Raw genomic sequence first — 24,134 nt, forward strand, 5'->3', positions numbered from 1 at the left:
GCTCAGAGTTCAGGACTCGGACCGCGCTCCAGATAGGTGTTCAGCGCAATATAACTGCGCGTGCCGGTAAAGCCTTCGATCGCATGAATGCGCGCGAGCAGTTGTTCGAGCGATTGCGTGTCGCGCGTACGGACTTTGAGCAGCATTGCGCTCTCGCCTGTCACGGTGTGAATCTCCTCGACGTCCGATAGCTCCTGCAGTGCCAGCAGTTGCCGCGTCACCGCCCAGCTCGTCGTATCGACATGCACGAACGCGAGCAACGGGCGGTTGAGCCTCGCGGCGTCGAGCGCGGCGACGGTGGCCTTGATCACGCCTTCCTTCTTCAAGCGCCGGGCGCGTTCGTGGACTGCGGGCGCCGACAGAAACAGCAGTTTGCCAAGTTCGGCGTAAGTCCGCGTGGCGTCTTCGGCAAGCAGCGCGAGCAGCTTGCGGTCGGTGTCGTCGAGCGAGGCCGCGCCCGGTTGCGCGCCCGGCGTCCGGAGCGCCCTGCCATTGCGAGTCGAGGGTGGGCGTGGGCCGGCGCTCATCGTTTTGCTGTGGGACTATCCCGGTTTTCTCCGAGCCCCTCGCGCAAGGCTTTGCGGATCACCTTGCCGGTCGCCGTCAACGGCAGGCTGTCGACAAAGCGGATCTCGCGCGGATATTCATGCGCGGCGAGGCGAGTCTTGACGTGTTGCTGGATCTCGCGCACGAGCGCCTCGTCGCCGACAAAGCCAGCGTTCAGCACCACGAACGCCATCACGATCTCCGTGCGTTCGCGATCCGGCGCGCCGATCACGGCCGCCATCGAAACAGCGGGATGACGCAGCAACGAATCTTCGATCGAAGCCGGCCCGATTCGATAACCGGCGCTCGTGATCACGTCGTCGCCACGGCCGACGAAGCGGACGAAGCCGTCCGCGTCGCGCGTGCCGAGGTCGCCGGTCACCAGAAACTTGCCGCGGAATTTTTCGCGGGTCGCCGCCTCGTTGCCCCAGTAGCCGAGGAACATGACCGGATCGGGCGCGGCCACCGCGATATCGCCGATTGCGCCCGGCGGCAGTTCGTTGCCGTCCATATCGACGATGGCGACATGATGCCCCGGCACCGCGCGGCCAATCGCGCCGAAGCACGGCTCGAACAGCGCCGCGCACGACGACACCACGACGTTGCATTCCGTTTGCCCATAGAACTCGTTGATCGTCACGCCCAGCGCCGTGCGGCCCCAGCCGATCAATTCCTCGCCAAGCGATTCGCCGCCGCTTGCCACCGAGCGCAACGCGAGGCTCCAGCGTTCGGGATGATCGACGCCGCGCATCATCTTCAGCGCGGTCGGCGGCAAAAACGTGTGCGAGACCGCGTGACGCGCCATCAGATCGAACGCGGCCTGGCCGTCGAATTTCGCAAAGCGGCGCGCCAACACCGCGACGCCGTGATGCCATGAAGGCAACAGCACGTCGAACAGGCCGCCGATCCAAGCCCAGTCGGCGGGCGTCCACATCAGCGTGGCGTGCGCGGGAAAGCCCTGCTGCGACATCTCGACACCCGGCAGATGACCGAGCAACACGCGATGCCCATGCAGCGCGCCCTTCGGTTTGCCGGTCGTGCCCGATGTATAGATGATGACCGCCGGATCGTCGGCGCCGGTGTCGGCGGGCGTAAAGCTGGCCGCTGCGCTGTTCAGTGACTGCCAGAATGAACGCACGGGTACTTGCGGATCGCCGTTGTCCTGATCGATATCCACGCTGAAGACATTGCGCAATGCCGGCAACGCCGCGCGGATTTCGTCGACCTTCTGCACGCCGCCGCGATCGGTAATCAGCGCCACGGCGCCGCTATCGCCGAGCCGGTGTTCGATCGCGTCGACGCCGAATAGCGCGAAGAGCGGCACGGCCACCATGCCGGCCTTGTAGGCGGCGAGATGTGCGATCGCCGTTTCGATCGATTGCGAGAGGAAGATGCCGATGCGGTCGCCGCGTTGCGCGCCCGCTGCGAGCAGCGCATTGGCGAAGCGGTCGGACAGCGCCTTCAACTGGTCGAACGTATAGCGTGTGGCGTTGCCCTCGGCGTCTTCGTAGATCAGCGCGAGGCGGCCCGAACCGTCGGCCCATTTGTCGCATACGTCGACGCCGATGTTGTAGCGCGCCGGGACGTTCCACGCGAAGTTTGCCGCGAGCGATTCGTAGGTCTGGCCGTCGAGATTCATCGTGTCTGCTCCTGCAAGCCCGTCGGCGGTTGATAGCGCGGGAAGCCGTTATATTCGATCGTACGCTGCGCTTCAGCGAGCGGCCACGAATGGCGCGCGTTCGGCACGCCGCCGTCGACGCGGATCACCGTGCCGTTGATGAACGCGGACGCCTCGGACAACAGAAAGACCGCCGCGCTGGCGAGTTCGGATTCGGTGCCGAAGCGCTGCAATGGGACCCTGTGTTTCAGCGTGCGCAGCAGCGCCTGATACTCTTCGTTGTAGCTGTCCATGCCCGCGGACGCAATCCAGCCGGGCGCGACCGCGTTGACTCTGACGCCCGCATGGCCCCATTCGCAGGCGGCCGTTTCGGTGAAATTCCATACGCCGGCCCGCGCCGCGCCCGAATGACCCATGCCGGGCATGCCGCCCCAGATATCGGCCAGCATGTTGACGATCGCGCCGCCGTGCATTTGCATCCATTGCGTATAGCACTCGCGGGACATCAGAAACGTGCCGTGCAGATTGTTGCGCACGACCGCGTCCCAGCCGTTCAACGATATGTTTTCGAGCCTGGCTGGGAACTGGCCGCCTGCGCAATTGAACAGACCGTCCACGCGGCCCAGATCCGTGATGATCGAGGCGATCGTTTCGCGGACCTGTTGCTCGTTGCGGATGTCGCAGGAGTAAAGCTTATGGCCGTTGGCGAAGGCCGGGTGATCCTCGGCCAGTTCGGCTTGCACCGTTTTCAGCTTGTCTTCGCTTCGGCCGACCAGCGCCAGGGTCGCCCCTAAGGACGCGAGTTCGTGAGCCGTGCATCGGCCAAGCCCGCTCCCCGCGCCGGTGACGATGACCACCTTGCCGGCGAAAAGACCTGCGCGGAAAACTGAACGGTAGCCGTTTGACGGCGGTGACGTACTCGACGAAGCTGCGGGCATTCGGGTGTCTCCTTCATGTGCTGCGCTTTCGATGTTTTCTGAGTTTAGCTCAAGTTTTGTCCGCGTGTTGCGCGCACTCACAATTTTTCTTTCCAATACCACGTCATTTTCATCGAATAATCTTTGAGCCAAACTCAATTCTCGCTCACACAACTTACCACCTACCTCTCGATGAACGCCTCCTCCGTCTCCGCCGCGTGCCCGTGCAGGCGCTTGGTCCATCGCTATTCGCACTAACGGAAGCCGTCGACTCAAGGCGCGGCGAATGCGGCCTCGCCATGCATGGGACATCAGGCGACAAGAGCGGTGAGGTATCATCGTCCTCATCACTCACCACAGGACGCGAAATCTGATGTCGGTAGATTCCAGCTGGTTGGGCCAGATTGAACGCGAGTGGTCACTACTTCGACAGAACGACCCGTCACTCGACGTGGAAAGGTTCTTCCGGCACGTTGTATCAGCAAACAAGGTCGGATTTCTTTCACTTGAATCTATCGCGGCCATTGCGAATGGCCTGCTCACAAGCCCGTTGTCGGGCGCGCCTTATCTCGGCCGGCGACTGCTTGAACGGGTTGGCCCTGGCCGGCATCCCTCCCTTCGGGTCGCGCTTGCACTGTCTCTTGTCACGGAGACAGGCGGGCCCGCGGATTACGAGGGCGGACACGTCATTCTGGGTGACGTACTGAAGGACGAGACGGCGAGCGACCCGCTGCGTGGCATGGCGGCAGCGGCTATTGCCGACAGTGCGCGGCTTGGTCGTGGCATGAACGCCGACCTTGAGATGGCCAAGGACATGTACGCCACCGCCCTGGAGCTTGGACACCGGTCGGCCGCGTATAACCTGGGCTTGTATTGGGAGGGGCGCTGGGATACGAGTGCTCCCGGCGACGTCGTCCCCGACAGCACCAAGGCGGCACAGGCCTACAAGCGTGGTGGTTCGAACCCAAAATGCGCCGCGCGTCTGGACGCATTGCGGGCCCGCTCACGGTAAATCACGCCACGTGGCCTCCTCATCAGTGTGATTCTCAACTGCGCCGGACGCTCTTCTTTCGACGAATGACGAATGCGCCTGACGCAATCGCGATGACGACGAGCCCAATCAATCCAACGGCCAATCCGGTCCCGCTGTGCGATTCATTTGCGCCGGATGCAGCGGAAGCGACAGTTGGCGAAGAGGCCTGGCTCGCGACAGGTTGCGGGAGCGCGATACCGGCCGCACTCCCTTGACGCACCAGAGATGCTTCGGATGTTGGCGATGCTTGCGACGCAGGAAGAGCGCCCGCATCAGAAGCAAGAGCGTCTGCATCAGAAGCAGGTCCGACAGGAGCCAAAGCCGTTGCCGAGGCGATAACCGGAGCCGGTACAGCGGCGGTATTGGCTTCGGCTGACTTGGCCATCGCTTTCCATTGCGCGAACACCGTGTCAATGCAGTGGACGTCGGAGCAGGCGTTCCGGGATTGCCTCCATTGGGCGAGTTGCCCGGACGATAGCTTCCCTGCACTCAGCAAAGTTTGCTGCTGGGCGACGATATCGTCGTACTGGTTGTCCAGAATGGCGTGGTCACATATGACGCGTTCAGCTGGCTGCCGGGTTGTCGCGCATTGAATGTCGCTCGCCCATGCACCGGTCGAACCAAGAGCTGTCATTGACAGCAGCACTGCCCAAAATCGCTTTAGAAACACCAGCCCTCCTTGAACGTCGTTGCTTTGCCAAGACTGCGGTCGTTCGTGAGCGAAATCCTATGTGCCCGCGACGGGGTCACGAGACCGCCGACAGTGCTGCCGCACGAGACGTGCCACCTCGATCGCAAACGGTCTGACCTAGATGTTTTTGCTGTGGCCAGAGGGAGCAGGCACGACAATGAATCCACCGAGTTCATCGCCGTACGCCACGACTCGTCCTTTGAGCAAGAAATTTGCTGTCAAGGCACAGACTGCCGCATCCACTTCGTCAATAGACTTCAGCGAGGTTGTTTCAATTCCGGCATCTTCGAGAATTTCTCGACGCTGGGTTCGCTTTTGCTTCGCAGATGCAACTTCTGTCCTAAGAAGGGCGCTGGTGATGGCGTGGGGAAACGTCTCAAAGCAGACCCGGTCGCCCATTTCCCCCTCGTTATTAAATAGAGGGAAATGTGGTACGAACGCCTGATAGACACGCTCGCCGTTGAACATCCAGCCGTAGAATCCGCTTTTACTGGCCACGGCGAGTTCACGAGTCGGTGTGGCGAACGAAAAGATTCGCCGCTGTGCAAGCTCCTTCTCTGCTTGCCTTCCGGCCTCACCGGCTCGCCACAGACAGGGCGCGTCAATACCCACCGCAGCGACCTCAAATTGGAGGCACTTTTCGAGCATATATTCCGGCGTCTGCTTGCCAAGGTTGCACACAATCTCTGAGCCACGCAGGATGACGAGATGATGTCCCTTGCGCTCTCCGCCAATGTCAATTCCAGCTACAGCTCGTTGCGATTCCATAGTTCCCGTACCTTCAGCGAAGCGCACTTATCCCGGTGCCATTCGATGATGTTTTAAATCTGTCGAAAACGCTGCAATCAGTAGTCGATTCCAAGGATGCCGCGCCTTGCCGCGACAAGCTAGGGGTAGGTGGCCGCTTCCAGTTCGCCGCCGCTGATTTTATGCCACGGTTAGAAGAGACCTGGCCTGTTCAAGTAGGGCGTGCGAAGCGGCAAACTCATTGCGTCCGGCCATTGTGAGGGCGGCGTGGCCTGTGCGCGCGAACAGCTCGTCGTTGGATGGCGCAACCACATGCGAAGCGGTATCAGGATGTTCGTACCGACGGAAGAGTTCGAGCATCTGGAGCGCGTCTGGCCGCCGGTCCTGCGGACCCGCCGTGGCAAGAATTTGCGCCGCTGCTGCTAGTTGTCGCGTGATCAGCAGGAATTCAGAACGGTCCATGGCACTTACCTCATAAGATACCTACACTCTGCGAATTCATATCCGCTGGACCAGGCGCTGCATTGACGCGCCCGCTATGCGTCGTAAACATAGGCCGACCGCCTCGACATTCGGCCGTTCAAAACGACAATCTCGAGTTACTTCCATTTTTGCCATGCCCGGTCGCCCGCAAATATGCAGTTGGTCGAAGCGTACAAGAAATGCGTGTTGGCAGTGGCGAGCGAAGCTGCGTCAGTCCAGGCGAGTTGGACCGGCGTTCGCTGGTTCTGGACCTCGTGTGGCATGCCAGGCGCGATGCCGCGCGGCGCAACACTCGCGGTATCAGCAAGAATCTGCGCAACTGCGTCCCGCCCGACGGCGCCCGCGGCCAGCGTCTCCGTGCGCGTCGAGAGTCTCGGACCCGGCTGCATCCTCACCCGTGACGTTCATTTGTCGACTCTATCCAATGCGCGTCTAACGGCGCTTTCGCCACCGCGTCAACTAGCCCTGGCGTCTTTGGCACGGACTCGGACGTATCGGAAACCGAAGCTGGGCCAGTCTCGTGACGATGGACGTCATGTGTGACAAAGCCAAGGTCATGACTTGGAATCTCGAACCAGTCCGGGTTACCGAACGAGCGGCGAATGTCCTCAAGGCCGCTCGCCCAATGTTCACCCATGGTGTCGTTGCTGAACTCGTAGTCCTTGTAGTGACCTTCAAAAAACTTGTTCTTGTAGATGAGGTGCACGACATTGACCGCACCACCATCTGCCACTTTCTGTGCCTGCCTGACTAGTGGGTGTGTCCGCCGCACTTTCTCTGGAATGTGTTCAAGCAGCTCCTTAATCAGGCGAGCGTGCTTCTGGCTCTGCGATACGAAGGCCGTGATGGCGCGGGTCCGGCTTGAGTATTGAATGTCCTTGGCCCTCTCGGCAACATCGAGGAAATCGCCAGGCTGCGTTCCTCCTGCGCTCCATAGGTCAACCTGGAAGACCAGCGCATCCTTGTGCTGGCATTCCCTAACGATTTCCGTAAGCGGCGTATTTGAGACCAGACCTCCGTCCCAGTAATATTCTCCGTCGATTTCCACCGCGGGAAAGCCCGGCGGCAACGCGCCAGACGCCATAAAGTGCTCTGGCTCGAGACGCGTTTGCGTGTTATCGAAGTACACCAGATTGCCCGTGCGAACATTGACCGCCCCAACGGAGACGCGAACGTCACCGTCGTTAATACGGTCGAAATTGGCGTACTTGAGGAGCGTCGCACGCAACGCCGTCGTATCGTAAAAGCTCACTTCACTCGGCAGTTTCTTTGCAACGCCGGCGATGGGTGCGGAGAAGCGCGGTGCGAAAAAGCCCTTTTGACCTTCAGTCAAAGCGCGAGCGGCGGCCCACATGCTCGACCACTTTCGGGCAACGTCTGGAAACCCGAACGCTGTCGGCACCAAAGCGCCAACATGTCCCAGCAAGTCCGCCGGTTGACAGATGGTGTTCCAGAAGCCGCGTAATGCCGCTACCCGGTCCTCTGGCGCGTTGCCAGCGATGATGGCGGTGTTCAGGGCGCCAATCGAGATGCCCGAAATCCAGGTGGGTTCGACACCCACTTCAGCAAGCCCCTCGTAGACGCCGGCCTGATAAGAGCCCAATGCGCCACCGCCCTGCAAGACCAAACCGATTTCGTCGTAGGAAGGCAGCTCAAGTTGATTCGGTTGCTTTAATGTATTGCGTTGACTGCGGCGCATTGTCGGCTCCTTATTGCATGAACCAACCGTGGCTGACCACAATCGATTGCCCGGTCAGTGCTGCCGATTCAAACCCCGCCAGAAACGCGACCGTGTTGGCAACGTCGGCTACGGTGGTAAATTCGCCGTCGACGGTTTCCTTGAGCATCACGTCCTTCACAACCTGAGCCTCTGAAATGCCGAGCGCTTTCGCCTGCTCCGGAATCTGCCTGTCAACCAATGGAGTACGGACGAAGCCCGGACATACAACATTCGCTCTCACGCCGCGCGAGCCACCTTCCTTCGCGACGACGCGAGCAAGGCCCAGCAGACCGTGTTTGGCGGTCACGTAAGCCGACTTCAGCTTCGACGCTTCGTGTGAATGAACCGAGCCCATGTAGATGATGGCGCCTCCCTTTCCCGACGCGTACATGTGCCTGATAGCAGCCTTCGTGGTCAGAAATGCGCCGTCCAGGTGAATGGCGAGCATCTTCTTCCAGTCGGAATATGCGTAGTCTTCAATCGGGTTGACAATCTGAATACCGGCGTTCGACACCAGCACGTCGATACTGCCAAGTTTGCCGACTGCTTCTTCGATGCCAGCGTTGACCGCTTCTTCGCTTGTGACGTCCATCGACACGGCAAGTGCTTTCCCACCCGCGGCGATGATACTGTCCGCGACCTGCTGCGCGTTGGCCAGATTCAGATCCGCAATGACGACGGCCGCGCCGTCCGAAGCCAGTTTGCGTGCGCATTGTTCACCGATACCGCTTGCGGCGCCCGTCACGAGCGCGACTTTTCCTTGCAACGACATAGAGTTCTTCCTTGCTGAATTACTGGTTCACGGCAAGCTTCAGTGCTTCCGCTGGGGCGAGGTAGTCGTAAGCGACTTCGCCCACATCGAGGGTGAGATTTGCAATGACGTGTCTGGCGGCCACTACCCTTTTGACCGGCAGATCAGCGACTGGCGCCAACGCATGTGCGTGCAGCTCGAGCGCAGCGGGGCCTTCCCATGCACCGAGCACAGAAACGTCGCGCAAGTAGAACCGTACGAGTTCACAAATCCGCGGCGAGCCATCCACATGGGGGATGACCTTCAACAGGTAATTGGGTGTGTCCGCGAGTTTCTTGCGTTCAGATTCGATATCGAGCGGGCGGTACTTGTAGCCCATCGTGCCAGCAGCGACCCGTTGCGTCCCATAGTCGAGTGTGCCGAGCAACGTATCTTTTCCGTCAACGGATAAACGGGGTGAAGCGAGCTTTTTCGGGAAACCCCAAATTTCGCGGCCGCCGGCGATTGGACCTTCGTCATCGAGGTACATCGCGTGCGTATAGCTGGCCTTCTGTCCGGTTTCATCCAGGACCGAGATAACCTGGCCACTCTCTGTGTAGTCGCCAAAGCCGGATGAATCTGGCATCCGGATGAACTCGTAGTGGACCAGACCATTGTCGACCGTCAAAGGCTCCGGCACGACCGCGCGAACCGCATCGATGTCGGTCTCGTACGAAATGATGAAGTATTCGCGGTTGAGGAATCGAAATGGCGGACGCGGATAGGCTGGGTTGTGCACAGGCATTGCAAAGGCATTTTTGCGGATTTCATCGAGTGTCACAACAATTCTTCCGTTGGATAGCGAAGGCAGCATCATAGAGGCAAGTCACAGTGGGTTTCAGTGAAACGCACATGGCGGACGGCGATTCCATGACTGACGTGTCAAGCGTCAAGTGCCCATCCCGCCTGGGTTTGTGCTGTGTTTAAGCTTGCCTGGATGCCACCTGTTCCAACTTCGCAATACATTGTTGCAGGACGGTGTTCTGCGTCGAAGGGAACCCACGCATACGACTGGGAGTCGCGCGGCGGTTCGCGTAGTGGCCATGTGGCTGCCTGGCCACTGCGCGGGTCTGGACCAACGGTCGCACGAAATGGCGCGCTCGCAAGGCACTTCAGCGCACGCGCACGAGGACGCACCCTTGAACTCTGAACGGGCCGCGCTTCTTGTCAGGGCGAAAGCGCACATTCCATCGCTGGGCGATGAGCGCTGGCGGACACATGGCCTGTGAAGGCTCCTAGCCCGGCGCTTCGCGTAAGTGTTGGCTTTGAAGGCAGCATATAAGCTGAAATGTTTGCCTGAACCCAACATCGAGTCGTCCTTTTGTCCGCTCATGCCGGGCATCAACAAGGCAGGCGCCCCGGCTCAAGGGCAGTCCAGAACCTATTCACTCCGTCGGCACGGTCATTGCAACTCTGGCTGCGCCAACGGGAGGTTGCCATCATGAGCGTCTTGCAGGGTTTCGCTAATTCCATTCCAACGCGTGCGTCTTCACTTTTCGCCGTCGCTGCTATCTGTGTTGCGGTGGTCTGCGGGACCGGCATCGCAGCATTCGCTGGCTTATTGCCCGCGTCAGGTAATGTAGCCGTCGCGGTGACTGTGACGCCGTTAATTGACATGCAGCTTGACGCTTATGTGAAGCGTGTCGCAACCATGGATTGAACTACCAGCCACAAAACACGCGAGAACGCCGGAGACATGACCTACTGACAGCATCAAGGCTGCGTCATCGTGAGCATTCGGTTTTCGAATCCAGTCGCGAATATTCTCCGTATATGCGATCAGACCCACGCAATTACGCGTGGCAACTCTGAGGGAGTACACCGCGAAATACAGGGCTATGTTCGTCGCTGTCGCGCTGTCTGCAGCGGCATCAGGCGTCTTTGCTGCCAGCGACGCGGTCACGGTCGGTGGTCAGGCCATGTACCCGAGCAAAGACATCGCAGACAACGCGATCATGGTCGCAGACAAGGTTCTGATGCCGAAGTAACAGGACAAGCGCTCAGGCTCAGGCGCCTCGAATTCAGCGCAACGCTGTCATTTTCGGTGCCGCGCTCCGACTCACTCACATGCCTCGCATCTGGACGCAGCAAATGTCTGCCCTGTTTGCATTGGAGTGGCTGCTTGCGATTTGCCGCTGCGCAACCAGTCAGCCTTTAGCGGCATACAAGACTTAGGCGTGGCTGACGAACGCGCCTGCATCGAAGGAGAAATACCATGGAAACGTTGACGATGAAAGTTCTGTTCGCGCGTGTCGCCGTCGCGTCACTCTGCGCGTGCGCCGCGACGTTTGCGCAGGCCGGCGGGAATGGCAACGGCGGAAATGGCAGCGGCGGCGCTCACGGTGCGGCAACCGCAGGGATGACGTATCACAGCGAGCCCGTCTCGAGCCCCTGGAACCGGGTTCCTGGCGACATGAGCAAAAGCGCGGACACCGCTCATAGGGATATGCCCGGCATGACTCCCGACGACAACAGTATGGCTAAAAAAACCGGGCAGTAAATGCTTGAAAGTTTGCCGGCGCCAGAAGGCTTCTGGTCTGCGCGCCCGGCAACATGTTCGCAACGACTCGCTACGTCAGGTACCGAGGGCCGCGGCCCCTTGTCTGCTTCCTACACCGGAATCTCGCGGCAACGCCGCTGCCAGAAGAACCGTACCTAAGCCCGGTCGGAAGGCGCAATCGCCGGTTGCGCTCACAACTCTGTTCATAGAGCCGACCGTCCTGGCAACCGCATGAAGTTTTCGATCAGCCGCAGCAAGTCGGTCTCGTCCGGCCGCGTGCCCCATCGGCTGTATCCCGCAACGGATGCAATGGCAAACCAGGAATGCGGCGGAAACCATTCTGCTCGCACCGTTACGCCGCCGATAATTCGCAGTCTTCCCGTATCGCTGAGGAATTCAGCGTGAATCTTTTCGCCGCCGACGGTTTTGCTGGCAACAACTGGCGCGGACCGAAACATGACGCTCTCCTGCGGTTTCTGGCTGCTAAAAGTGGATGCTCGTGTACTAGCTCCCCAAAGAAAACGAACCTGGCTCAGGCGTTTGCATCAACCCGTCGAATCGGCGACGAAGACCAGGGTTACTGATGACACTGGGTACTGAGAGGCAAGTTGCATGCCGATCGGAGCAAACGCCCGATAACCGAGCTTTTACCCAGTTTGCATTTGCTATTGGCGCTGTTCGAGGGCAATCGCGCCTGTCGGATGCACGAAAGTGAACAACACGGGCACCCGTTCTGTGCTGGGCAGCGCGCCGGGGGAAATCGCGCGATTGTCGTTAAATCGTGATGCGGAACCGCACGGTGGAGACCGACGCCGGCCGTAAGTGCAACACAATGACCTCACACATCAAACTAGATATTCAATACGCGTGTGACGATGAGCGAACACGAGGTTTGTTTGCCTGAATCATGAAAGGATTCGTTCACCGTTTCGGTAACGCCCTGCGCCAGCGCTTTTGCTGACTCGAAAAACGATAGGTTTGATATCGTCGACTTTGATGGCAATGATTGACGCGTACATCCCGCAGCACACTCCGTCAATGTTCGAAAGAGACGGCGCGAGGCGTGTACTCTTACGATTGGGCCGCATAGAAACCGTGGTCGAGTTGCAGCAGGTCCGAACAACTACATAGCGCCGGAGCGCGGCTCCACGGTGCGGTTTGGAGACATCATGAGCGCAGGCTTTCAACACCCGTTTCTCGCCACTGCAAACAGCGTCGGGCGAGGCAAAATCGTCAGTGCCCAGCAGGCCGTCAGACTGATTCGTCCGGGCAACACGGTGGCAACGGGCGGATTCGTCGGCATTGGCTTTGCAGAAGAAATCGCCGTCGCGCTTGAACAGCTGTTCCTCGACTCAGCCGCTGGCGATAGCGACGCGCCTCGAGATCTGACGCTAGTCTACGCGGGCGGTCAGGGCGACGGCGCCCGCAAGGGCCTGAATCACTTTGCCCACCAAGGTCTGGTTCGGCGGGTCATCGGCGGCCACTGGGGGCTCGTTCCGGGGCTTCAACGCCTGGCCGTCGATGGCCACATCGAGGCGTATAACCTCCCCCAAGGCGTCATCTCCCAGCTGTTTCGCGACATCGCAGCTCATCGGCCTGGTCATTTGTCCACGGTCGGACTCGACACGTTCGTCGACCCGCGCAACGGTGGCGGCAAGCTCAACGCCCGCACGACAGAGGACCTGGTTAGCCTGATATCGGTCAACGGCGCGGACTGCCTTCTGTACAAGACATTTCCGGTCGACGTGGCCATCGTGCGCGGTACCACTGCCGATGCAAACGGTAATGTGACGATGGAAAAGGAAGCGCTGACTCTTGAGTCCCTTGCCATTGCAATGGCCGCACGCAACTCTGGTGGCATCGTGATCGTTCAGGTCGAGCGCATTGCCGAGTCGGGGACCTTGAATCCACGACAGGTCAAAATACCTGGGATTCTGGTCGATTGCGTTGTGGTCGCAAAACAGGAAAACCACTGGCAAACCTTCGCCGAGTCGTACAGCCCCGGTTTTTCGAGCGAGCTTCGCATTGCGGCAAGTTCGATTCCGACCATGGCATTGACTGAGCGGAAAGTCATCGCACGGCGCGCTTCGTTCGAGCTGATGGCCAATAGCGTCGTCAACCTGGGGATTGGCATGCCGGAAGGGATTGCTAGCGTCGCGAACGAAGAAAATGTCTGCGACCTCTTTACGATGACAACCGAGCCGGGCGTCATTGGCGGTATCCCTGCCGGGGGCTTGAATTTCGGCGCCGCGACCAATACCGATGCCATCATCGACCAGCCCTACCAGTTCGACTTCTACGACGGCGGTGGTCTCGACATTGCGTTTCTCGGGCTCGCGCAGGTCGACCGGGAAGGCAATCTCAATGTGAGCAAGTTCGGGCCAAAGCTTGCGGGCGCGGGTGGGTTTATCAACATCTCACAGGCGGCGAAGAAGGTTGTGTTTGTCGGAACGTTCAACGCCGGCAAGCTGGAAGTGGATATCAAAGATGGGCGCCTGCAAATTCTTCAGGATGGCCTCTGTCAAAAGTTCGTGGACGCAGTGGAACATCGAACCTTCGGCGGTCGCTATGCCAACGAACGGCAGCAGCCCGTGCTCTACATTACGGAGCGGTGCGTCTTTACCCTGACGCCCGACGGACTCGAACTCGTCGAGATTGCACCGGGGGTCGATCTCCAGCGAGACATCGTTTCCCAGATGGGTTTCGCTCCTATCATCAAGTCGCCACCGCGATTGATGGACGCCCGCATTTTCGACAATAAGCCGATGGGATTGCGAGCAATGCTGCTGAGGCTGACACTCAGTGAACGGTTCAGCTACGACGCCGATAAAAACATGTTGTTCATCAACTTCGAAGGCCACAAGGTCACGACTGTTGACGACGTTGAAGCAGTCAGAGCGGAGGTCGAACGGGCGGTGTCCGGCCTCACCGTCCGGCCCCACGCAATCGTCAACTACGACAATTTCTCGATCGCGCCCGAAGTCATCGATGCCTATTCCGAAATGGTGACCGGCCTGGTCGCCCGATATTACTCGGATGTGACTCGATACACGACAAGCAGCTTCCTTCGAATGAAATTGGGGGACGCGCTGCAGCGGCGCAGTGTCGCCACGTATATTTATGAGAGCCCCGAGGAGGCCTCGTCTCACGAGGCACGTTAGCCCGACGGATGCGCTTATGACGTTGGAACCATCAGACGCGCTTGAACGCGGTTTATCGCAACGGCATGCGGCCATAGGGAGAATCGATTCTCATGGTACGGGCGGCCCCGATCAACGCCCGCGTTCACATGCTGTCAACGCCGCATACAGGCGAGGGTTTGCTCAACTCACCTTCCAGAAACCATTGGCGCTCGCTCTCTGATCGCCGGTTAATCTGGAAGGTCCGGCATCCTGCAGCCCGGCAAACGCGGCCGCGCCCTCGCTCGATAGACACAGGCTCCGACGAACACCCTAGCCGCGTCTTGCCATCACATGATGAGAGGAAAGCTTTCCTGAATCGCGGACTGGACCCTGACCACCGCAGAATCGCGCATTGAGCTAGTCCGCCATGCAAGGACGATGGGGTAAATCGGGAGTTTTACTGGGCACTCGAGAAGCATCAGCCCGGTCAGTCTGGAAATCGTCAGCGCCGCATGCCTCGGAATAGTCGCGACTGCACGGGAGCCCTTCAACAGATGCGGCAGGGAAGCAAAATGTGTTGTTGAGGCTATGACGTTACGCCGTTGACCGAGTGCCGACAGTCCCTCATCCACTATCCCTACTACTCCGCCCGATGAGACGAGAATGTGTCCTCTAGACACGTATTCATCAAGCGTCAGAGTAGACGCCGCGCGGCGCTTCTCATCCAGGAGACATGCGTAGTCTCCTTCACCCACAACCCGATGGTTGAGCCCTCGGCCGAACGATGCACCCGCAAACAATGCGAGTTCCATTTCGCGATTTGCCAGCGCGTCGCCGACAATCTGACTATGGGTTTGGCGGAATATGAGCCTCAGTCCCGGCGCGCTCTGCGCCAGGCGCTCAATCAACTGTCGTCCCACAGCAATCTCAAAGTCATCGGACAGCCCAACCGAAACCGAGCGTCCGTGAAACGAGGTCGCATCGGGCCAAGCGATAGCGACGGTCTGACGGCACTTGCCGAGCGCTTCGCTCACCAGCGGTTTCAGCTCTTTTGCGCGGGATGTCGGCGCAAGGCCCCGTCCGGTGCGGACAAACAGGGTGTCGGAAAACACTTCGCGCAGCCGGCCGAGCGCCGCGCTCACTGCAGATTGGGTCAGATTGAGCCGAATGGCAGCCCGGCTTGCGCCCCCTTCTTCGAACAAAGCTTCAAAGACCTTGAAGAGGTTCAGGTCGACAGCATCGATATCAATTTTGTTCATATCAGATAGTGGCGATATGCGTTCACACGATTTTACATCCGGGTAAAGATGCAGGCACAAACACTCCTCGAGGAAAACGTCATGTCCAAGTCAAAAGTCGCCGCGCTGCAAATCGGTTCCTCCGCAGCGGGAAAAGCCCAGACCCTGCAGCACATCCTCGCTTTCGAAGAGCAGATTCGCGCATCCGGCGCCAAGCTCGTGGTCATGCCTGAGGCGTTGTTGGGCGGCTATCCTAAGGGTGAAATATTCGGCACCCGTCTTGGCTATCGGTTGCCGGAAGGCCGCGAGGCTTTCGCGCGGTACTACGACAATGCCATTGACGTGCCGGGCGAGGAAACCCAGGCGCTCGCCGATCTTTCGGCCAGGTGCGGCGCTTCGATCGTCATCGGCGTTATCGAACGAGGGGGCAACACCCTCTACTGCACGGCGTTGTTCTTCAACCCTGACGACGGGCTGGTGGCAAAACACCGCAAGCTGATGCCGACGGGCACGGAGCGACTCATCTGGGGACAAGGCGACGGGTCGACCTTGCCTGTCGTGAAGACCGAAGCCGGCGTGGCCGGCACGGCAATCTGCTGGGAAAATCACATGCCGCTCCTGCGCACGGCGATGTACGCCAAGGGTGTGCAGGTTTGGTGTGCGCCAACGGTGGACGAGCGGGACATCTGGCAGTGTTCGATGCGCCATATCGCTCACGAAGGCAGGTGCTTCGTTATCAGCGCATGTCAGGTACAACCTTCACCGGCACAACTCGGCATAGAAGTGCCGGGATGGGATGAAAACCGGCCACTCATCAACGGTGGCAGCCTCGTCGTGGGCCCATTGGGCGAAGTTCTGGCAGGTCCGCTCCACGGCGAGACCGGATTGGTGGTCGCTGAAATCGACACCGATGAGCTCGTTCGCGCACGATATGACTTCGACGTTGTGGGCCATTACTCGCGGCCCGACGTGTTCTCGCTGTCCGTCGACGAGCGTGCCAGGCGAACTGTAGAGTTCAAGTCGTAGTCGACATGCCCCCAGGCGATGGGGGCACCGGTCGCGTTATTCAAACATTGGGTGCCCAACGATGCTGCCGGGTCGCAGTTTTGGATAACGTCGTAAATTCATCCGCTGCGGGTCCTCCGTTCACACTGACTGTTGACGTTGGCTGGAGAGAATGCCGAATCAGCCCGTGTCCCCGCCTGCTACTGGCAACACAGTGCCGGTGATATAACCTGCCTCGTCCGAAGCGAGAAACAGAATCGGCGCGGCCTGCTCGTCGATGCTACCGTAGCGCTTCAAGAAGGTCGATTCAGTGACCTGCTTCACCGCTTCGCCCATCCAGACTTTTTCCTGCTCGCTGTCGCCAACAGAGTTGCGCGGCACACGTCGCGGCGGCGCATCAGTCCCACCCGGCGCGGTGGCGACCACGCGGATGTTGTGCTCTGCGTATTCCATCGCCAACGACTGCGTAATCGCGTTGACACCGCCCTTCGCCGCCGAATACGGAACGCGGCGGATACCGCGAGTGGCATTCGAGGACACATTCACGATAGCCCCGCCTCCGCGCTCAAGCAGGTATGGCAAGACTGCATGGCAGGCGTACAGCGTCGGCATCAGGGAGCGACGGATTTCCGCATCGATCTGTGCAGGCTCGAACTCGGCGAAGGGGCGCATGCGAATCGCGCCACCCACGCCATTGATCAGAATGTCGATGCCGCCAAAGGTGCGCGCGGCGAAAGCCATCGCCGACGCGGCGCCATCGTACGTCTCGAGGTCAGCGACAAACCCTGCTGTGTCCGCGCCGTGCGCTTCGGCGGCGACTTCCGACACGAAGTCGGCGCGGTCGACGAACAGCACCTTGCCGCCTTCGGCGGCTGCGCGAAGCGCTACCGCGCGACCGATGCCCTGCGCGGCACCGGTGACCACCATGACCTTGCCAGCGAATCGTTGCGTGTTCATGCGGTCCTCGGTGCTGCGTTAGCAGTGAACTTCTCGTAGTGGAAGCTGTTCGGCTTCACGCCGTTGTCGTCGAAATGCTTACGCACTGCATCGACCATCGGCGGCGGCCCGCACAGGTACACGTCCACGTCACCATCATTGACGGCCTCCGCCGGCATGTGCTGCGTCACCCAACCCTTGCGAGGATGGGTCGAATCCGTATCGGCCACGACGGTGCTGTAAGTGAAATACGGCAACTTCGCCACGTAGGCTTCGATTGCATCGACCTGCACGAGGTCGAGGTCTCGCGTTACGCCGTAAATCAGATGAACTTTTTGCTGCGAATTCGCACGAGCCAGCACTTCAAGCATCGACAGGAACGGTGCCAGGCCTGTGCCGCCAGCGAGGAACAGCACGGGCCGCTCAACAGCGCGCAGATAGAAGCTGCCAAGCGGTCCGGTCAGCTCCACCTTGTTGCCTGCCTGCGCGGATTCGAGCCAGGTGCTCATCACGCCACCAGAAATTTTCTTGATCAGAAAACTGATTTTCGATTCGCCCGGTGCTGACGAAAAAGAATATGAACGGTGCTGACCGCTGCCAGGAACATCAATGTTGACATACTGGCCCGGCAGGAATACCGGTGCGGTCGCATCCACGTCCAGTTCGAGCACGATGGCCGCATCGTTGTGCGCTTCGATCTTTGATACCGTCGCGGCGAACTTGCTTTGCTCAGTCTTGCATGTAGTGGAAGATGCCGGCACCGCAATGACACAATCGCTTTCCGGCACCATCTGGCAGGTGAGTACGAGACCGCCTTCCTTCTCATCCTCGGTCAGCGCATCTTCGATGTAATCGTCGCCAAGGTCGTAGCTTCCGCTCTCGGCTCGGCACTTGCAGGTACCGCACACGCCATCGGAGCAATCCATCGGCAGGTTGATTTTTGCGCGAAAGGCGGCATCGAGCACCTTCTCGCCCGCCTTGCATGTCACGAAGCGGGTCACGCCGTCTTCAAAATTCAGTGCAACGTTGTAGCTGGACATCTTGCCTCCTGTACTTCTCATTTCCGCGGATGTTTGCGCTCAGACGTGATAAACGTCGAGCACCTGGCGGATGTAGTCGTCCTTCAACACGATGCGCTTGTAGCAAATCAACAGTTCATCGTTGACTTTGCGCAGAGTGACGAACATCGTGCCGAAAAACTGGTCAGTGGTTTTGTAACGGTGGCTGAGCGTGTTGAAGTTGTAACGCACGTCCGCTTCGTTCTCGCGCTCGGCCAGCACTTCCACATTGGTAACGTTGTGACTGGTTCGCGGTTCAGGCATCGAGGCACTACTGCGTTCGGTCTTGATGCGGAACACACGGTCTTCCAGGCCACCGCGGTCCGGGTAATACATCAGCGAAATCTGACTCTCGTGATCGTCGGTGAGCCGGTCGTCGTCATCCCACGCCGGCATCCAGTACGTGACGTCCCCGGTATAGCAGGCAAGCCAGTCGTCCCATTGACGGTCGTCGAGCAGGCGCGCTTCGCGGAACAGCACGGCGCAAATTTTCTGGTAATCGAAGCTCATGCCAGGGCCTCCCCGTGTTCCTTCCTGAGTGCGTCGCGCATCCGGTGCACCCAATATTCGTGTTGACACACAAACAGGCCTTCATCTTCGCTTCGCTCGCCTGAGATGAGCGGCTTCAGCCCCATACTTTTCGCATTTGCGTCGGGACCTTCAACCCACAACGGCGCCCCGCGCGAAAGGTCGTTCCACAACGCAGTGGTACCGGCATAGCCGGCCTGGCAGGCGCGAAACTCTTCGAGGTCATCTGCGGTGCCCATACCCGAGACGTTAAAGAAGTCTTCGTACTGACGGATGCGGGTAGCTCGGTCGGCGGCGCTCTCGCCCTTCGGAGCGAAACAGAAGATGCTGACTTCGGTCTTGTCCACGCTGACTGGACGCACGACGCGAATCTGGGTGCTGAACTGGTCCATCAGGAACACGTTCGGATATAGACAAAGATTTCGAGTCTGGTTGACGATGAAGTCCGCCTTCACGTCGCCAACGCGTGCCTTGATTTCGTCGCGGTATTGATAGACCGGCCGGACTTCCGGGTTCATCGTCCTGGTCCACAGCAGGATGTGGCCGTGGTCGAACCCGTACACTCCGGCTACCGACTTGCTCCAGCTGTTCGCATCCACGGCCTTGGTGCCCTCGACCTTGCGCCGGTCCATCGTCGCAGCGTAGTTCCAGTGCACGGTGCTGACGTGGTAGCCGTCGCAGCCGTTCTCCATCTGCATCTTCCAGTTACCGTCGTAGATGTACGATGAATTGCCGCGCAACACTTCCAGCCCGTCCGGGGCCTGGTCAACGATCTGATCGATGATGACCTTGGTCTCGCCGAGGTAATCCTCCAGTGGAATCGCATCCGCGTTGAGGCTGCCGAACAGGAAGCCACGATAGCTCTGGAAGCGTGCGACTTTTTTCAGGTCATGCGAGCCGTTGGTATTGAATTGCACCGGGTATTCGGTGGTCTTCACATCTTTCACTTTTAGCAGCTTGCCGGTGTTGGCGAAGCTCCAGCCGTGGAAAGGGCACGTGAAAGTGCCTTTGTTGCCGTGCTTTTTACGGCACAGCATCGCGCCCTTGTGCGCGCAGGCGTTGATGACCGCGTGCAGTTCGCCGCTTTTGTCGCGCGTTATCACGACAGGCTGGCGGCCAATCCAGGTGGTGTAGTAGTCGTTGTTGTCGGGAATCTGGCTTTCATGCGCGAGATATACCCAGTTGCTCTCGAAAATGTGCTTCATTTCGAGCTCGAACACCTCCGCGTTCGTGAAGATGTCGCGGCGGCAACGGAATACACCGTTTTGCCTGTCGTCCTGAACGGCAGTGTTCAGCAGTTCATCAAGTTGCGAGGCTTTGTCGATAATTGCGGACATGAGTGCTCTCCCTACGCGTGCTCCAGGTCATGGGGCACGCGCATCGGTGTCGAAAGATTCTTGCGAAGGATTGAGCGGCAGCAGTGGTACGACGTAGCGGCCGCGTTTGGCGCTTAGCGGTTAGGCGATAGCAGACGCACGCAGGCGATGGACGACCTGGTTATCCTTGCCCTGAATCAGCGGAGTCAGCTCGATGTCGAACTCGATTTCCTTATACGTATCGGCCTTCATTCCCAGCGCAGTGCCGCCCGTCTTTTCGACCACACGGGGAATCAGGTCCTCGCGGGTGGCATAGGCAAAGTCGTCCCAAATCAACGGGTCGCCCTCAATGTTGATTTGCGTCGTCAGCTTGCGGTACTTGTCGGTGGTGACGAAGAAGTGCACGTGCGCCGGACGATTGCCGTGGCGGGCAAGCACATTCAACAGCTGTTGGGTCGCGCCATGCGGCGGACAGCCGTAGCCGACCGGCATCAGGGTACGGAACTCGTACTGGCCATTGACATCGGTGCTGACCGCGCCGCGAAGGTTGAACTCGCTCTGCGCGCCGGTCGGGTCGAAGTGCGAATAGAAGCCTTTCGAGTTGGCGTGCCAGCATTCGACCAACGCCCCTGCAACGGGCTTGCCGTCTGGACCGGTTACCGTGCCGCGGATGACCAACGGGCCGGCATCTTCGTCCGGATTGATATCGATCTTCGATAGGCCATCGCGCACGGGCACGCCGGCGACATACAGCGGCCCTTCGATGGTACGCGGCGTGCCGCCGGTGATTTCAGCCGCCTTGTCTTCCGCATCCATGCGGATGTCGAGGTATTTCTCCAGACCGAGACCAGCAGCAAGCAGCGCAGCTTCGCCGTCCTGGCCGAGCTTGTTGAAGTAGTGGACGCCAGCCCAGATTTCGTCGGGCGTCATGTCGAGGTCGTCGATGGCCTTGAACAGGTCGCCCAGCAGGCGGTTGACAATCTGCTTTGCGCGAGCACTGCCGTCCTGGCTACCAGCATTAGCAGCAGCCTTCAGCAGGTCCTGCACTTCCTTCGTATCGAACACTTTGACGCTCATGTCTGCTCCTGAATCGCTGTTTTATGGGGGGTAAACCCCTAGTTTAGCGTCCATTGAAATATGCCTGAGAGGTATAATGGGTGCTGAAACCGGGTGTGAATGCAGAATAATGGACGCCGGAAGGCCCAGTCCAACACTGATTTAGTATCGGTCTATATCCGCGAGGTATTGAAATGGAACTGCGGCATCTTCGCTATTTCGTCGCCGTAGCCGAGGAACGCAATTTCACGCGCGCGGCACAGCGGCTGAACATGGCGCAACCGCCTCTGAGCCGTCAGATACAGCAGCTTGAAGAGATTCTCGAGGTGCAGCTATTCCAGCGCGATTCGCGCCCGTTGAAGCTCACCGAGACGGGTAAGTTCTTCTATGCTCATGCCGTCCAATTGCTGGCTCAAACGTCCGAACTCGAATCCATGACGCGGCGCGTGGGCAACATCGAGCGCAGCCTCTCTGTCGGTTTCGTGGGCTCGACGTTGTACGGAATGCTGCCCAAAATCATCCGGCGTTTCCGTGATGAGAACACTACCGTCGAACTCAGCCTCCACGAGATGTCGACGATGGACCAGATTCGAGCGCTGAAGGACGGTCAGATCGATGTCGGGTTCGGCCGTATTCGGCACGAGGACGCAAACATCCGCCGGGTGATTCTTCGCGAGGAGAAGATGATCGTTGCATTCCCGGAGGGCCATCCACTCTCACTGGTCAAGCCCATCCTCGCTCTCAGCGACCTGGTCAACGAGACCCTGATTATTTTCCCAAAGGCGCCGCGCCCCAGTTATGCAGACCAGGTGCTGTCGGCATTCGAAGACCGCGGTCTCAAGCCTCGCCGGATATATGAAGTACGAGAGTTGCAGATCGCGCTAGGCCTCGTAGCAGCGGGGGAAGGAATTTCTGTCGTTCCGAGCAGTGTGTACGGCCTGAAGCGAGACGATGTGAGTTACAAGGAACTGGACGACCCCACCCTGGTTTCCCCCATCATCATGAGCATGCGTGCGCTCGACGAGTCGCGCGATCTTCGGGAAATGCTTGAACTCATCTACCGGCTGTACGACGAGGAAAAGATACCCCATGCACCTCGTAACGATGTTGGGCGGTGATATCCGCTATACCCCGGAGGTATGACACTAGACGCCGACGGTGTTGGACAGGGGGTTATTGCGCACGCAATACTTCAGCAACCCCTCAACTCCAACATTCCAGGTATGAACGCCCAAATCACCTCCGTCGAAGCGATTCTGGTTGACCTCCCAACCATTCGCGCGCATCAGCTAGCCATGGCGACGATGCAGCAACAAACCTTAGTCATCGTCCGTCTGCGCTCGAGCGATGGCATCGAAGGCATTGGCGAAGCGACTACGATTGGCGGCTTGTCGTACGGCGAAGAGAGTCCCGAAGGCATCAAGCTGACCATCGACACTTATCTTGCACCTGCAATCGTTGGGCAAGACGCGACCAACGTCAACGACGCAATGCTCAAGCTGAGCAAGGTTGCCCGGGGCAACCGGTTTGCCAAGTGCGCAATCGAGACGGCTTTACTCGACGCTCAGGGCAAGCGCCTGGGCGTTCCGGTTTCAACGCTTCTTGGCGGCGCTGTCCGCAAGACGCTTCCGGTCCTGTGGACGCTCGCAAGTGGCGATACCCAACGCGACATCGATGAAGCAGAAACGCTGCTCGCCGAACGTCGCCACAATACTTTCAAGCTGAAGATTGGCCGGCGTAGCGTTCGTGATGACGTGGCGCACGTATCGAAAATCAAAGCCGCGCTCGGCGACCGGGCCAAAGTCACCGTAGACGTGAATCAGGCCTGGAACGAGGCTGACGCAGCGCTGGGAATCGAAGCGCTTGAAGCTGCTGGCATTGACCTCATCGAGCAACCCACTCCGCGAGAGCAGCGCGGAGCACTGGCCAGGCTTGCATCGCGTTTCATCGTACCCATCATGGCCGACGAAGCAGTGACAGGCCCGGAGGATGCCCTTGAACTTGTGCGCGGCGCATGTGCGGACGTCTTTGCGTTGAAGATTGCGAAGTCCGGCGGAATCTACGGAATGATGCGCACAGCCGCCATTGCGGATGCAGCCGGCGTGTCCCTGTATGGCGGCACGATGCTTGAAGGCAGCATTGGATCGATCGCATCGGCACACGGATTCGCCGCTCTACCGCAACTTGCCTGGGGTACGGAGTTGTTCGGACCACTCCTGTTGAAAGACGACATCGTCACTGCTCGCCCCCAGTATCGGGACTTCGACCTTCACCTACCGGAAGGGCCGGGCCTGGGCCTGCATATCGATGAGGAAAAGCTCGCTTTCTATCGTCGCGACAAAAATAGCTGAGCGCACAGTCAATCCAGCACCGGGCGCATCGACCCATTCCAACTATTGTGCTGGCGGGCCTGAGAGATCCCTACTTTTTTGAATGAGAAACCCATGCTATATCTCGTAAGAATGGATGTACACCTGCCACACGACATGCCGGTGGCTCAGGCTGACGAAATCAAGGCAAGAGAAAAGGCGTACTCACAAGAGCTTCAGCGCCAGGGCAAGTGGCAGCAACTACATCGCGTGGTCGGCGAGTATGCGAACTACAGCGTCTTCGACGTCGACTCGCACGACGAACTGCACACGATCCTCTCAGGTCTGCCGCTGTTTCCGTATATGACGATGAAGGTGGACGCGCTCGCGCGCCACCCGTCGTCCATCCACTGAAGCCACAACGAATGCCATGAATCGCGACGCCCATGGTGCCTTAGTGCGTGCTCGATGGAGGCAATATGGCTTTTGGAACGACGTCGGGCAAATGCATGGGACAAAAC

Annotated in this window: 25 protein-coding genes; 9 read left to right on the plus strand and 16 right to left on the minus strand. The window is 59.2% G+C overall.

The annotated features are described in order from the left end of the window. Nucleotides 1-2 precede the first annotated feature (2 nt). From PQR32_RS16360 to PQR32_RS16370, 3 genes are read right to left on the minus strand one after another with little or no spacing between them, the layout of a single operon-like run. Entirely contained in the window at nucleotides 3-527 is a 525-nt protein-coding gene (locus tag PQR32_RS16360) for an Lrp/AsnC family transcriptional regulator (RefSeq protein WP_408228567.1), read from the minus strand. Further along, complete coding sequence (locus PQR32_RS16365; protein WP_408228570.1) at nucleotides 524-2,185, minus strand: acyl-CoA synthetase; 1,662 nt, start codon at nucleotides 2,183-2,185, stop codon at nucleotides 524-526. Before PQR32_RS16365 ends, PQR32_RS16360 begins: the two co-directional genes overlap by 4 nt. Then, on the minus strand, nucleotides 2,182-3,102 hold the full coding sequence (locus tag PQR32_RS16370; protein WP_408228573.1) for an SDR family oxidoreductase: 921 nt from the start codon (nucleotides 3,100-3,102) through the stop codon (nucleotides 2,182-2,184). The genes PQR32_RS16365 and PQR32_RS16370 overlap by 4 nt, the downstream gene beginning before the upstream one ends. A gap of 352 nt (nucleotides 3,103-3,454) precedes the next feature. Here PQR32_RS16370 and PQR32_RS16375 point away from each other — a divergent pair, with 352 nt between their 5' ends. After that, nucleotides 3,455-4,093 carry an SEL1-like repeat protein gene (locus tag PQR32_RS16375; protein WP_408228576.1) on the plus strand — a complete coding sequence of 213 codons (639 nt, stop codon included), beginning with the start codon at nucleotides 3,455-3,457 and terminating at the stop codon, nucleotides 4,091-4,093. Between the two features lie 34 nt (nucleotides 4,094-4,127). Here PQR32_RS16375 and PQR32_RS16380 read toward each other — a convergent pair whose 3' ends face one another. The 6 genes from PQR32_RS16380 to PQR32_RS16405 all read right to left on the minus strand — a co-directional run bounded on the left by PQR32_RS16380 (nucleotide 4,128) and on the right by PQR32_RS16405 (nucleotide 9,326). Next, nucleotides 4,128-4,748 (minus strand): hypothetical protein, encoded by a 621-nt coding sequence (locus PQR32_RS16380; RefSeq protein WP_408228578.1) that lies wholly within the window; start codon nucleotides 4,746-4,748, stop codon nucleotides 4,128-4,130. 174 nt (nucleotides 4,749-4,922) lie between these two features. Then, complete coding sequence (locus tag PQR32_RS16385; RefSeq protein ID WP_408228580.1) at nucleotides 4,923-5,573, minus strand: DUF429 domain-containing protein; 651 nt, start codon at nucleotides 5,571-5,573, stop codon at nucleotides 4,923-4,925. 159 nt (nucleotides 5,574-5,732) lie between these two features. Beyond that, the gene (locus PQR32_RS16390) at nucleotides 5,733-6,014 is read right to left on the minus strand and encodes a hypothetical protein (RefSeq protein ID WP_408228583.1); all 282 of its coding nucleotides are present in this window, start codon (nucleotides 6,012-6,014) and stop codon (nucleotides 5,733-5,735) included. Between the two features lie 412 nt (nucleotides 6,015-6,426). Further along, complete coding sequence (locus PQR32_RS16395; protein ID WP_408228586.1) at nucleotides 6,427-7,734, minus strand: DUF3734 domain-containing protein; 1,308 nt, start codon at nucleotides 7,732-7,734, stop codon at nucleotides 6,427-6,429. Between the two features lie 10 nt (nucleotides 7,735-7,744). After that, entirely contained in the window at nucleotides 7,745-8,527 is a 783-nt protein-coding gene (locus PQR32_RS16400) for a 3-hydroxybutyrate dehydrogenase (protein WP_408228589.1), read from the minus strand. Between the two features lie 19 nt (nucleotides 8,528-8,546). Then, nucleotides 8,547-9,326, minus strand: coding sequence for an acetoacetate decarboxylase (locus PQR32_RS16405; protein WP_408228592.1), 780 nt, complete (start codon nucleotides 9,324-9,326; stop codon nucleotides 8,547-8,549). A 660-nt stretch (nucleotides 9,327-9,986) separates the two neighbouring features. Between PQR32_RS16405 and PQR32_RS16410 the strand changes: the two genes are divergently transcribed. The 3 genes from PQR32_RS16410 (at nucleotide 9,987) to PQR32_RS16420 (ending at nucleotide 11,045) form a co-directional block, all read left to right on the plus strand. Next, entirely contained in the window at nucleotides 9,987-10,205 is a 219-nt protein-coding gene (locus tag PQR32_RS16410; RefSeq protein ID WP_408228595.1) for a hypothetical protein, read from the plus strand. Nucleotides 10,206-10,383: 178 nt separating this feature from the next. Further along, entirely contained in the window at nucleotides 10,384-10,533 is a 150-nt protein-coding gene (locus PQR32_RS16415; protein WP_408228598.1) for a hypothetical protein, read from the plus strand. A 227-nt stretch (nucleotides 10,534-10,760) separates the two neighbouring features. Beyond that, the gene (locus PQR32_RS16420; protein WP_408228600.1) at nucleotides 10,761-11,045 is read left to right on the plus strand and encodes a hypothetical protein; all 285 of its coding nucleotides are present in this window, start codon (nucleotides 10,761-10,763) and stop codon (nucleotides 11,043-11,045) included. Between the two features lie 203 nt (nucleotides 11,046-11,248). Here the strand turns inward: PQR32_RS16420 and PQR32_RS16425 are convergent, their stop codons facing one another. Beyond that, complete coding sequence (locus tag PQR32_RS16425) at nucleotides 11,249-11,503, minus strand: hypothetical protein (RefSeq protein ID WP_408228603.1); 255 nt, start codon at nucleotides 11,501-11,503, stop codon at nucleotides 11,249-11,251. Nucleotides 11,504-12,214: 711 nt separating this feature from the next. Between PQR32_RS16425 and PQR32_RS16430 the strand changes: the two genes are divergently transcribed. Further along, nucleotides 12,215-14,206 (plus strand): acyl CoA:acetate/3-ketoacid CoA transferase, encoded by a 1,992-nt coding sequence (locus PQR32_RS16430; RefSeq protein ID WP_408228606.1) that lies wholly within the window; start codon nucleotides 12,215-12,217, stop codon nucleotides 14,204-14,206. Between the two features lie 308 nt (nucleotides 14,207-14,514). On the opposite strand, the gene PQR32_RS16435 is transcribed toward PQR32_RS16430, so the two are convergent. Next, entirely contained in the window at nucleotides 14,515-15,426 is a 912-nt protein-coding gene (locus PQR32_RS16435) for a LysR family transcriptional regulator (RefSeq protein ID WP_408228609.1), read from the minus strand. 81 nt (nucleotides 15,427-15,507) lie between these two features. On the opposite strand from PQR32_RS16435, the gene PQR32_RS16440 reads away from it, so the two are divergent. Continuing rightward, nucleotides 15,508-16,431, plus strand: coding sequence for a carbon-nitrogen hydrolase family protein (locus PQR32_RS16440; protein ID WP_408228612.1), 924 nt, complete (start codon nucleotides 15,508-15,510; stop codon nucleotides 16,429-16,431). Between the two features lie 159 nt (nucleotides 16,432-16,590). On the opposite strand, the gene benD is transcribed toward PQR32_RS16440, so the two are convergent. The 5 genes from benD to catA all read right to left on the minus strand — a co-directional run bounded on the left by benD (nucleotide 16,591) and on the right by catA (nucleotide 21,325). After that, nucleotides 16,591-17,367 carry a benzoate diol dehydrogenase BenD gene (gene benD, locus PQR32_RS16445; RefSeq protein ID WP_408228615.1) on the minus strand — a complete coding sequence of 259 codons (777 nt, stop codon included), beginning with the start codon at nucleotides 17,365-17,367 and terminating at the stop codon, nucleotides 16,591-16,593. Continuing rightward, complete coding sequence (gene benC, locus PQR32_RS16450) at nucleotides 17,364-18,386, minus strand: benzoate 1,2-dioxygenase electron transfer component BenC (protein ID WP_408228618.1); 1,023 nt, start codon at nucleotides 18,384-18,386, stop codon at nucleotides 17,364-17,366. The genes benD and benC overlap by 4 nt, the downstream gene beginning before the upstream one ends. A 39-nt stretch (nucleotides 18,387-18,425) precedes the next feature. Beyond that, nucleotides 18,426-18,914, minus strand: a complete 489-nt coding sequence (gene benB, locus PQR32_RS16455; protein WP_408228622.1) for a benzoate 1,2-dioxygenase small subunit — start codon at nucleotides 18,912-18,914, stop codon at nucleotides 18,426-18,428. Next, on the minus strand, nucleotides 18,911-20,269 hold the full coding sequence (locus tag PQR32_RS16460; RefSeq protein ID WP_408228625.1) for a Rieske 2Fe-2S domain-containing protein: 1,359 nt from the start codon (nucleotides 20,267-20,269) through the stop codon (nucleotides 18,911-18,913). The genes benB and PQR32_RS16460 overlap by 4 nt, the downstream gene beginning before the upstream one ends. Nucleotides 20,270-20,389: 120 nt before the next feature. Continuing rightward, nucleotides 20,390-21,325, minus strand: coding sequence for a catechol 1,2-dioxygenase (gene catA / locus PQR32_RS16465; protein ID WP_408228628.1), 936 nt, complete (start codon nucleotides 21,323-21,325; stop codon nucleotides 20,390-20,392). A gap of 173 nt (nucleotides 21,326-21,498) precedes the next feature. Between catA and PQR32_RS16470 the strand changes: the two genes are divergently transcribed. The 3 genes from PQR32_RS16470 to catC all read left to right on the plus strand — a co-directional run bounded on the left by PQR32_RS16470 (nucleotide 21,499) and on the right by catC (nucleotide 24,027). Continuing rightward, entirely contained in the window at nucleotides 21,499-22,422 is a 924-nt protein-coding gene (locus tag PQR32_RS16470) for a LysR family transcriptional regulator (protein ID WP_408228631.1), read from the plus strand. A gap of 105 nt (nucleotides 22,423-22,527) precedes the next feature. Beyond that, on the plus strand, nucleotides 22,528-23,655 hold the full coding sequence (locus tag PQR32_RS16475) for a muconate/chloromuconate family cycloisomerase (RefSeq protein WP_408228633.1): 1,128 nt from the start codon (nucleotides 22,528-22,530) through the stop codon (nucleotides 23,653-23,655). Between the two features lie 93 nt (nucleotides 23,656-23,748). Further along, nucleotides 23,749-24,027 carry a muconolactone Delta-isomerase gene (gene catC, locus PQR32_RS16480; protein WP_408228635.1) on the plus strand — a complete coding sequence of 93 codons (279 nt, stop codon included), beginning with the start codon at nucleotides 23,749-23,751 and terminating at the stop codon, nucleotides 24,025-24,027. The last annotated feature ends 107 nt before the right edge of the window (nucleotides 24,028-24,134 follow it).

Origin of the sequence: Paraburkholderia dipogonis, from assembly GCF_046027395.1 — a bacterium.
Taxonomy (GTDB): Bacteria; Pseudomonadota; Gammaproteobacteria; order Burkholderiales; family Burkholderiaceae; genus Paraburkholderia; species Paraburkholderia dipogonis_A.